This window comes from Streptomyces ipomoeae 91-03, assembly GCF_000317595.1.
Lineage (GTDB): Bacteria > Actinomycetota > Actinomycetes > Streptomycetales > Streptomycetaceae > Streptomyces > Streptomyces ipomoeae.
The window spans coordinates 1-9645 of sequence record NZ_AEJC01000654.1 but is presented as its reverse complement, the minus strand read 5'-3'; the positions used below and the strand labels follow the sequence as shown (position 1 = coordinate 9645).

Below are 9645 nucleotides of genomic sequence, written 5' to 3'. Positions count from 1 at the left end.
GCTGTGCGACGTCACTGGTCGGCGTCGTCCTTCTTGTCATCGGCGGAGCCTTCCTCGCCCTCGATCACGGGGATCAGGGAGAGCTTGCCGCGGGAGTCGATCTCGGCGATCTCGACCTGGACCTTCTGGCCCACACCGAGGACGTCCTCGACGTTCTCCACGCGCTTGCCGCCGGCGAGCTTGCGGATCTGCGAGATGTGCAGCAGACCGTCCTTGCCCGGGAGCAGGGAGACGAACGCACCGAAGGTGGTCGTCTTCACGACCGTACCGAGGTAGCGCTCGCCGACCTCGGGCATCGTCGGGTTGGCGATGCCGTTGATCGTGGTGCGGGCGGCCTCGGCGGACGGGCCGTCGGCGGCACCGATGTAGATGGTGCCGTCGTCCTCGATGGTGATCTCGGCGCCGGTGTCCTCCTGGATCTGGTTGATCATCTTGCCCTTGGGGCCGATGACCTCGCCGATCTTGTCCACGGGGATCTTGACGGTGATGATCCGCGGGGCGTTCGGGGACATCTCGTCCGGGGTGTCGATCGCTTCCATCATCACGTCGAGGATGTGGAGGCGGGCGTCACGGGCCTGCTTGAGGGCGGCGGCCAGGACGGAGGCGGGGATGCCGTCCAGCTTGGTGTCGAGCTGGAGGGCGGTCACGAACTCCTTGGTGCCGGCGACCTTGAAGTCCATGTCGCCGAAGGCGTCCTCCGCACCGAGGATGTCGGTGAGGGTGACGTAGTGCGTCTCGCCCTCGATCTCCTGGGAGATCAGGCCCATGGCGATACCGGCGACCGGAGCCTTCAGCGGCACACCGGCGTTCAGCAGCGACATGGTGGAGGCGCAGACCGAGCCCATGGACGTCGAGCCGTTGGAGCCGAGGGCCTCGGACACCTGACGGATCGCGTACGGGAACTCCTCGCGCGTCGGCAGCACCGGCACGAGAGCGCGCTCGGCGAGGGCGCCGTGGCCGATCTCGCGGCGCTTCGGGGAGCCGACGCGGCCGGTCTCACCGGTGGAGTACGGCGGGAAGTTGTAGTTGTGCATGTAGCGCTTGCGGGTCACCGGCGAGAGGGTGTCCAGCTGCTGCTCCATGCGGAGCATGTTGAGGGTGGTGACGCCCAGGATCTGGGTCTCGCCACGCTCGAACAGCGCGGAACCGTGCACGCGCGGGATGGCCTCGACCTCGGCGGCGAGCGTACGGATGTCCGTGACGCCGCGGCCGTCGATGCGCTTCTTCTCCTTGATGACGCGCTCACGGACCAGGGTCTTGGTCAGCGAGCGGTACGCGGCGGAGATCTCCTTCTCGCGGCCCTCGAACTGCGGGAGCAGCTTCTCGGCGGCGAGCGCCTTGACGCGGTCCAGCTCGGTCTCGCGCTCCTGCTTGCCGGCGATGGTGAGCGCCTGGGCGAGCTCGTCCTTGACGGCGGCCGTAAGGGCCTCCAGGACGTCGTCCTGGTAGTCGAGGAAGATCGGGAACTCGGCGGTCGGCTTGGCGGCCTTCGCGGCGAGGTCGGCCTGGGCCTTGCAGAGCACCTTGATGAAGGGCTTCGCGGCGTCCAGACCGGCGGCGACGACCTCCTCGGTCGGCGCCTCGGCACCGCCCTTGACCAGCTGGATGGTCTTCTCGGTGGCCTCGGCCTCGACCATCATGATCGCGACGTCGCCGTCCTCCAGGGTGCGGCCCGCGACGACCATGTCGAAGACGGCGTCCTCGAGCTCGGAGTGCGTCGGGAAGGCCACCCACTGGCCGTTGATCAGCGCGACGCGGACGCCGCCGATCGGGCCGGAGAAGGGCAGACCGGCCAGCTGCGTGGACGCGGACGCGGCGTTGATCGCCACGACGTCGTACAGGTGGTCGGGGTTGAGCGCCATGATCGTGGCGACGACCTGGATCTCGTTGCGCAGGCCCTTCTTGAAGGACGGGCGCAGCGGGCGGTCGATGAGGCGGCAGGTGAGGATGGCGTCCTCGGAGGGACGGCCCTCACGGCGGAAGAAGCTGCCGGGGATCTTGCCGGCGGCGTACATCCGCTCCTCGACGTCCACCGTGAGGGGGAAGAAGTCGAGCTGGTCCTTGGGGTTCTTGGAGGCGGTGGTGGCCGACAGCACCATGGTGTCGTCGTCCAGGTAGGCGACGGCGGAGCCGGCGGCCTGGCGGGCCAGGCGGCCCGTCTCGAAGCGGATGGTGCGGGTGCCGAAGGAGCCGTTGTCGATGACGGCCTCGGCGTAGTGGGTCTCGTTCTCCACTAGCGAATTCTCCGTTACATATCGTCTTTCGTCCCTGGGCCTGCCCGTGTGGCAGGGGGACGGTGGCGGAGAAGCGCGCCGTCTGTTGCGGGCCGGTCTTCGATCGAAGCACCCGGGGCTCACTTTCCCCCGGGGGCCACTACCGAGGACCGGCGGCGGCGAGGTGCGCTTCTCCTCGTTCGGTGTCGCGTGCGGTCACCCCGTACGGGTGCCTCACGCTGTGTCGTACATATTGCGTTGTGCTACCACACTACAAAGGGGTGGTGACACTCCGCACGTTTCCGCACGTACGTCCCGCGTACGGCGAAGCCGCGCGCCCTTCGTGCGCGGGCGCGCGGACGGGCGTACAGCAAAGGGAGCGGCTCCCAGGTTCCCGGGAACCGCTCCCTTCGCGGCGTCTTACTTGGCGCCCGCCGCACCGCGGCGGATGCCGAGGCGGTCGACCAGCGTACGGAAGCGCTGGATGTCCTTCTTGGCGAGGTACTGCAGCAGACGGCGGCGCTGACCGACCAGGATCAGCAGACCACGACGGGAGTGGTGGTCGTGCTTGTGGGTCTTGAGGTGCTCGGTCAGGTCGGAGATACGGCGGGAGAGCATCGCGACCTGGACCTCGGGGGAGCCGGTGTCGCCCTCCTTGGTACCGAACTCTGCGATGATCTGCTTCTTCGTAGCGGCGTCGAGGGCCACGCGACACTCCTCATGAGTCTCTTGATGCCACCGAGTGCCCCTGGTCTTCGTCTCAGGGGAGCTTCCTTGACTCGGGTGGCGGGGATCCGCTGGGCGCGACCTCCAGCCCCTTGCGGGTGGTCCGGGGGTGCGTACACAAACGGCCGTCACACAGCGTACCAGCCTGCGAGGACGCGCCGGTCCCCGGGTATGTCCCCGGCTCAGCCGGTCATGGCGCGGACGGCTCCGTAGACGTCGAAGACGGCCAGCGCCAGGGGGACCAGCGTCAGCAGGACGAAGCCCTCGAAGATCTCCAGGAAGCGGCCCCAGAACGGGGTGAGGCCCCGGCGGGGGACGATCAGGCCGATCGCGGTGATCAGGGCGGCGATCGCGGCGATGACGGCGACGAGCCAGATTGTCCGGATGTCGAGGGCCGTGCGATCGCCGGTCAGGGCGTCGCGGATCAGGGCGGGCGGCGGGTTGAGCGCCAGGCCGAGGCCCAGCAGGACGAGGGAGCCGAGGCCGGCGGCGAGGCAGGCCGCGACCTGGGCGGTGTAGCGGAAGAGCTGGGCGCGCATCAGGAGCGCGACTGCGGTCGCGAGGGCGAGCAGCTGCGACCACACGTCGTCGGCGAAGCCCAGTACGGCCGCGGAGCCGACGGCGAGCAGGGCGCAGCCGCTGACGAGTCCGACCAGCAGTTCGTGACCGCGGCGTGCCTGGGCCTCGATCCGGGCGAGGTCGACCGGCTCCTGCGGGGCGGGGTCGTCGCCGTAGGCGCTGCGTGTGGTGTTCGGGGGCTCGTAGCCGATGGGCAGGCGCGCGAAGCGCATGGACAGGCCCGGCAGGAAGGCCAGGGTGACCACCGCGAGGGGGGCGCAGAGCGCGGCGATCTCGGTGGGCGTCCATTCCATGAGGATGGCGACGAACACCGTGACCAGCCCGACGGCGGAGGCGAACAGGCAGGCGACGAACGGGCCGTCGCCGCGCGGGGAGCAGACCGTGAGGACCACGGAGGCCACCAGTACGGCGGCGAGGGCGAGCAGGAACTGCAGTTTGCCGATGCCCTGGCCGTCCGTGAGGGGCAGCAGTCCGGAGCCGCCCACGGCCACGTTCACCAGGGCGGGGAGTCCGAGCGCGATGGCGGACGCGCGGTCGTCGTAGACCCGCGCGCGTACGGCGGCGAGGGCGACGAGGATCACGCCGGCCACGGCCGCGAGGACGCCGGGCAGGCTGTGCATGTCGTGGCGCGGGTCGGCGGTCCAGGCGACGAAGGCGAGCAGTGTGGGCAGCACTCCGCCGCCGACGAGACCGGCGGCCCGGGTGAGGTCGCCGCTCCACAGCCGGTGGTCGCGGGTGACCGCCGCGGCGACCGCTTCGGAGACGTCGTCGAAGACGGCCGGGGGCAGGGAGTCGGAGAAGGGGCGCAGGGTGAGAAGTTCGCCGTCGAGAATGCGCTGGGCGGCGAACGAGCGTGAGCTGTCGAGGACCGTGCCGTCGCGGCGCACCAGGTGGTAGCCGACCGGGGCGCCCTGGGCGGAGCTCTGCCGGGAGAGCCTGAGGATCTCCGGGTAGAGGTCGGCGACCGGGACGTCGTCCGGCAGCGCGACGTCGATGCGGCTGTCGGGCGCGACGATGGTGACCCGGCAGAAGCCCAGCCCCATACCGGCCCCGGTGGGGGCTCCCTGGCCCGGTCCACCGGCTCCGGCGGCCGTCGCGGAGGCCGTCATGCTCACCTGCTGCTCCCCCTCGGTGTTGGTTCCGCGTCCGCGGAGTGAAGATCCTGCGCCACGTTCCCCGGTCGGCCTCGCCGGAGGTCCGGTGGGGCGCCGGGACGGGGTCCGTGCGGTCGACTGCGGGGCGCCGGGCATCTGACGCATCGTGCGGAATGCCCTGCTTCGCCGACCCGATTCGCGTGTGCTCACGCGAATCAACCGGCACCCTACCGCCCACCGGTGTGGTGTGAAGTCAGTAGGATCGCGCGGCGGCCTGAGCCCGCCCGACACGGGGCGGCGGGCGGAACTCCGGGTCCGGCAAGGGAATTGGTGAGCGGTGAGCCAGATCGTTGTCAAGCGTCCGCCGAGGGTGCTGCCGTCCGAGGTGCCGACGAACGAGTTCGTCCTGCAGCCTCCGCCGGAGTTGCCGCGCGGTCAGCAGGAGAGCGTGCTCATGCAGTTGCTGCCCACGCTCGGCATGGGTGGCTCGGTGGTCTTCTTCTTCACGAGCGGGCAGCCGTTCATGAGGATCATGGGCATGGTGATGATCGCGTCGACGATCGCCATGTCCGTCGCGATGGTGGTCCGTTACCGCCGCGGCTCCCAGGGGCAGCTGGCCGACATCCGCCGCGACTATCTGCTCTATCTCTCGCAGGCCCGGCGCTCCGCCGTCGAGACGGCGAGGAAGCAGCGCGACGCCCAGTACTTCCTGCACCCCTCCCCCGACCAGCTGTGGGCGCTGGTCGCCGAGGGCAGCCGGGTGTGGGAACGGCGGCCGGGGGACGAGGACTTCGCCCAGGTGCGCATCGGGCTGGGCCCGCAGGCGCTGGCCACTCCTCTCATCGCCCCGGAGACGGGGCCGGTCGAGCAGTTGGAGCCGCTGGCCGCCGGTGCGATGCAGCGCTTCATCGCCACCCACGACACCCTGGACGACCTGCCGATGGCGGTGTCGCTGCGCGCCTTCTACCACGTCACGGTCGGCGGCGAGCCGGAGTCGGTACGGTCCTCGGTGCGCGCCCTGACCGGCTCGCTGGCCTCGCTGCACTCCCCCGCCGACCTGATGATCGTGGTCATGGCGGGACGGGACGCCCTGCCCCACTGGGAGTGGGCCAAGTGGCTGCCGCATGTGCAGGCCCCGGGTGCCTCGGACGGGGCGGGCAGCCGTCGGCTGATCGGCGGCGACGCGCACGACCTGGAAGGCCTGTTGGCCGACCGGCTCACCGGCCGCCCGCGTTTCCACCCCGGTGCGGCTCCGCTCCCCGAGGAACCGCACATCGTCGTCGTCCTCGACGGGCTGTCCCTGCCGCCGGACTCCGTGCTGGCCTCGCCCGAGGGGCTGCAGGGCGTGACCGTGGTCGAGGTCGTGCCCGGCGAGCCGGGTGGCGCACGCGGTGACCTCTCCGTCGTCGTACAACCGCGGTCGCTGCGCCTGGAGTCGGGGCACGGCATGGTCTACGAGGGCGTCCCGGACGCGTTGTCGTACGAGTCGGCGGAGGCGCTGGCGCGGCAGTTGGCTCCGCTGCGCATGGCCTCCGGCGGTGACGACGACGAACCGCTGCTGGCCAACCTGGAGTTCACGGACCTGCTCGGTCTCGGGGACGCCGCGTCGGTGGACACCCAGCGGACCTGGCGGCCGCGTGCGCTCGCCGAGCGGCTGCGGGTGCCGATCGGGGTGGGCGAGGACGGGCGTCCCGTGATGCTCGACCTGAAGGAGGCCGCGCAGGAGGGTATGGGTCCGCACGGTCTGTGTGTGGGCGCCACGGGTTCCGGCAAGTCGGAGCTGCTGCGCACGCTCGTGCTCGGTCTCGCGGTCACGCACTCCTCGGAGACCCTGAACTTCGTCCTCGCCGACTTCAAGGGCGGCGCGACCTTCGCCGGTATGGCGCAGATGCCGCACGTCGCGGCCGTGATCACCAATCTGGCCGACGATCTCACCCTGGTCGACCGCATGGGCGACTCCATCCGGGGCGAGCTCAACCGCCGTCAGGAGATGCTGCGCGACGCGGGCAACTACGCCAACATCCACGACTACGAGAAGGCCCGCGCGGCGGGTGCCCCGCTGCAGCCGATTCCCTCGCTGGTGCTGGTGATCGACGAGTTCAGCGAGCTGCTGACCGCGAAGCCGGACTTCATCGAGATGTTCGTGCAGATCGGCCGTATCGGACGCTCGCTGGGGGTGCATCTGCTGCTCGCCTCGCAGCGCCTGGAGGAGGGCCGGCTGCGGGGCCTGGAGACGTACCTCTCCTACCGCATCGGTCTGCGGACCTTCTCGGCGGCCGAGTCGCGGGCCGCGCTGGGGGTGCCGGACGCGTACGAGTTGCCGAACGTTCCCGGCTCCGGGTTCCTGAAGTTCGGCACGGACGAGATGGTGCGTTTCAAGGCGGCGTACGTCTCCGGTGTGTACCGCTCGGGTTCGGCGCGTTCCGCCGCGCTGGGCGGGCCGCTGCCGGTGGACCGGCGGCCCGTGCTGTTCACGGCGGCCGAGGTGCCGGTGCAGCGTGTGGTGGTGCCGCGGCCCCGTACGGAGCCCACGTCGGACACGGACGACGCGCTGGCCGACACGGTGCTGGACGTGATCGTGCGGCGCCTGGAGGCGCAGGGCCCGGCGGCGCACCAGGTGTGGCTGCCGCCGCTGGACAGCCCGCCGTCGCTCGACGGGCTGCTGCCCGGCCTCGCCGCGGTGCAGGGGCGCGGCCTCACCCAGCCGGGTTACGAGGGCGCGGGCCGCCTCGTCGTCCCGGTCGGCATCGTCGACAAGCCGTTCGAGCAGCGCCGTGACCCGTTGTGGGTGGACTTCTCCGGCGCGGCGGGCCATATGCAGGTCATCGGCGGTCCGCAGTCCGGCAAGTCGACGCTGCTGCGCACCCTGATCTCGTCCTTCGCGCTCACGCACACGCCGCACGAGGTGCAGTTCTACGGGCTGGACTTCGGCGGTGGCGGTATGTCGGCGGTGGCCGGGCTGCCGCATATGGGCGGGGTGGCGTCGCGGCTCGACCCGGAGCGGGTGCGGCGGACGGTCGCCGAGGTGTACGGCGTGCTGACGCGCCGCGAGGAGTACTTCCGGTCGGCGGGCATCGCGTCGATCGCGGAGTTCCGGGCCCGGCGCGCCCGCGGTGACATCTCGGTCTCCGACCAGCCCTGGGGTGACGTGTTCCTGGTCATCGACGGGTGGGGCAACTTCCGCTCGGACTACGACGGTCTGGAGCAGGTGGTCCTGGACATCGCGGCACGCGGCCTCGGCTACGGCATCCACCTGGTCCTGAGCGCGTCACGGTCGATGGAGGTCCGTTCGAACCTCAAGGACCACATCATGAACCGCCTCGAACTGCGGCTCGGCGACCCGATGGACTCCGAGCTGGACCGCAAGGTCGCGGTGAACGTTCCGGCGGGTGTGCCCGGCCGCGGTCTGTCGCCGCAGAAGCTGCACTTCATGGCGGCGGTGCCGCGCATCGACGGCCTCACCTCCGACACGGATCTGGCGGACGCCACGGCCGCCCTGGCCACGGAGGTCTCCCGTCACTGGGAGGCGCCGGGCGCCCCCGAGGTGCGGCTGCTGCCCCGGCAGGTCCCGGTGGACCAGTTGCCGTCGGGCGATCGCTTCCCGAGGCAGGGCATCGCCTTCGGGCTCGACGAGGACAACCTCGCCCCGGTCTTCGTGGACTTCGAGCAGGACCCGTTCTTCCTCGTCTTCGGTGAGAGCGAGTCGGGCAAGTCGAATCTGCTGCGGCTGCTCATCAAGCAGCTCACCGAGCGGTACCCCGGTGACGTCTGCAAGCTGTTCGTGGTCGACAACCGCCGCTCGCTGCTGGACGTCACCCCGGCGTCGCATCTGGCGGAGTACATCCCGATGTCCAACGCCATGGAGCACCACATGACGGCGCTGGCGGACCTGATGAAGCGCCGGACACCGACTGCCGACGTCACCGCGCAGCAGCTGCGGGAGCGGAGCTGGTGGCGCGGGCCGACGGTGTACGTGGTGATCGACGACTACGACCTCGTGTCCACGTCCAGCGGCAACCCCCTCAGCGGTCTCACCGAACTCCTGCCGTTCGCCCGTGACGTCGGCGTGCGGTTCATCATCGCCCGCTCCACCGCCGGTGCGGGGCGTGCGTCGTACGAGCCGTTCATGCAGCGGATGAAGGAACTCGGCGCACAGGGCGTCGTCCTTGCGGGTGATCCCGGCGAGGGGGATCTGCTGGGCGGCGTCCGGCCTCGCCCCATGCCGGCCGGGCGCGGCGTCTTCGTGTCCCGCCGCCGGGGAAAGCCGCTGGTCCAGACGGGGATGATGCCGGAGGAGGAGTTGTGATGATGGGTATCGGTGTCGTCCTGGTTCTGCTCGCCCTCTGGCTGGGCGGAATGGGCCTGATGGACCAGAAGGCACTGTGGTGGCGCTTCCAGGCCCGCCGCTTCAGCGACCCGGAGGCGAACGAGCCGTCCGAGGCCGGCTATCGGGGCCGACGGATTCTTCTGCTGACGTGCGCGGCGCTGACGGTGGTCATGGCCGTGTGGTGGTTCACGAGCATCGACTACATCGAGTCCGGGGGGCTTGAGGACTGAGCCGGTACGCCGCAGGCGGCGGAGCGGCTTTCACACAGGCCCTCGCGTGAGTCACCTGGTCATAGCCCCGGCATCGGTGCCGTGAAGACAAGTAGGGTGAATCACACGGTTCGTTCGTACTTCAGAAGGGCTTCAGCAGGATGACCGAGGCACCCGATACCGAGGCCGGCGCTCAGAGCGAGGACGTCAAGGCGCGTAAGGAACGGGAGAGGGATGAGCTGTATGCGCTCGATATCTCGGGGGTGGAGTGGCACAGTGCGCCCGGTACGGAGGAGCACGAGGAGCGGGTCGAGATCGCGTATTTGCCGGAGGGGGCCGTCGCGATGAGGTCGTCGCTCGATCCGGACACGGTGCTGCGGTACACCGAGGCGGAGTGGCGGGCTTTTGTGCTCGGGGCGCGGGACGGGGAGTTCGATCTGGAGCCGGCGCCGCACAATGGCGGGCTGACGGCGGGTTCTGCCGAGTAGCGCGGCCGA

Annotated in this window: 6 protein-coding genes; 3 read left to right on the top strand and 3 right to left on the bottom strand. The window is 70.3% G+C overall.

Annotation, left to right across the window (positions count from 1 at the left end; translation table 11 throughout):
• Window positions 1–11: 11 nt before the first annotated feature.
• The 3 genes from STRIP9103_RS43135 to eccD form a co-directional block, all read right to left on the bottom strand.
• On the bottom strand, window positions 12–2234 hold the full coding sequence (locus tag STRIP9103_RS43135) for a polyribonucleotide nucleotidyltransferase (protein ID WP_009341316.1): 2223 nt from the start codon (window positions 2232–2234) through the stop codon (window positions 12–14).
• 399 nt (window positions 2235–2633) lie between these two features.
• Window positions 2634–2921 (bottom strand): 30S ribosomal protein S15, encoded by a 288-nt coding sequence (gene rpsO / locus STRIP9103_RS43130; RefSeq protein WP_009341314.1) that lies wholly within the window; start codon window positions 2919–2921, stop codon window positions 2634–2636.
• A gap of 200 nt (window positions 2922–3121) precedes the next feature.
• Entirely contained in the window at window positions 3122–4633 is a 1512-nt protein-coding gene (gene eccD, locus STRIP9103_RS43125; protein ID WP_009341317.1) for a type VII secretion integral membrane protein EccD, read from the bottom strand.
• Window positions 4634–4949: 316 nt separating this feature from the next.
• Here eccD and eccCa point away from each other — a divergent pair, with 316 nt between their 5' ends.
• The 3 genes from eccCa to STRIP9103_RS43110 all read left to right on the top strand — a co-directional run bounded on the left by eccCa (window position 4950) and on the right by STRIP9103_RS43110 (window position 9636).
• Window positions 4950–8918 (top strand): type VII secretion protein EccCa, encoded by a 3969-nt coding sequence (gene eccCa, locus STRIP9103_RS43120; RefSeq protein WP_009341312.1) that lies wholly within the window; start codon window positions 4950–4952, stop codon window positions 8916–8918.
• The gene (locus STRIP9103_RS43115) at window positions 8918–9169 is read left to right on the top strand and encodes a hypothetical protein (protein WP_009341318.1); all 252 of its coding nucleotides are present in this window, start codon (window positions 8918–8920) and stop codon (window positions 9167–9169) included. The genes eccCa and STRIP9103_RS43115 overlap by 1 nt, the downstream gene beginning before the upstream one ends.
• Window positions 9170–9309: 140 nt before the next feature.
• Window positions 9310–9636 carry a DUF397 domain-containing protein gene (locus STRIP9103_RS43110; RefSeq protein ID WP_048822133.1) on the top strand — a complete coding sequence of 109 codons (327 nt, stop codon included), beginning with the start codon at window positions 9310–9312 and terminating at the stop codon, window positions 9634–9636.
• Window positions 9637–9645: the final 9 nt, after the last annotated feature.

Coding starts and splice junctions, on each gene's coding strand:
- STRIP9103_RS43110 (WP_048822133.1), top strand. CDS start 9,310: ATGACCGAGGCACCCGATACCGAGGCCGGCGCTCAGAGCGAGGACGTC.
- STRIP9103_RS43115 (WP_009341318.1), top strand. CDS start 8,918: ATGATGGGTATCGGTGTCGTCCTGGTTCTGCTCGCCCTCTGGCTGGGC.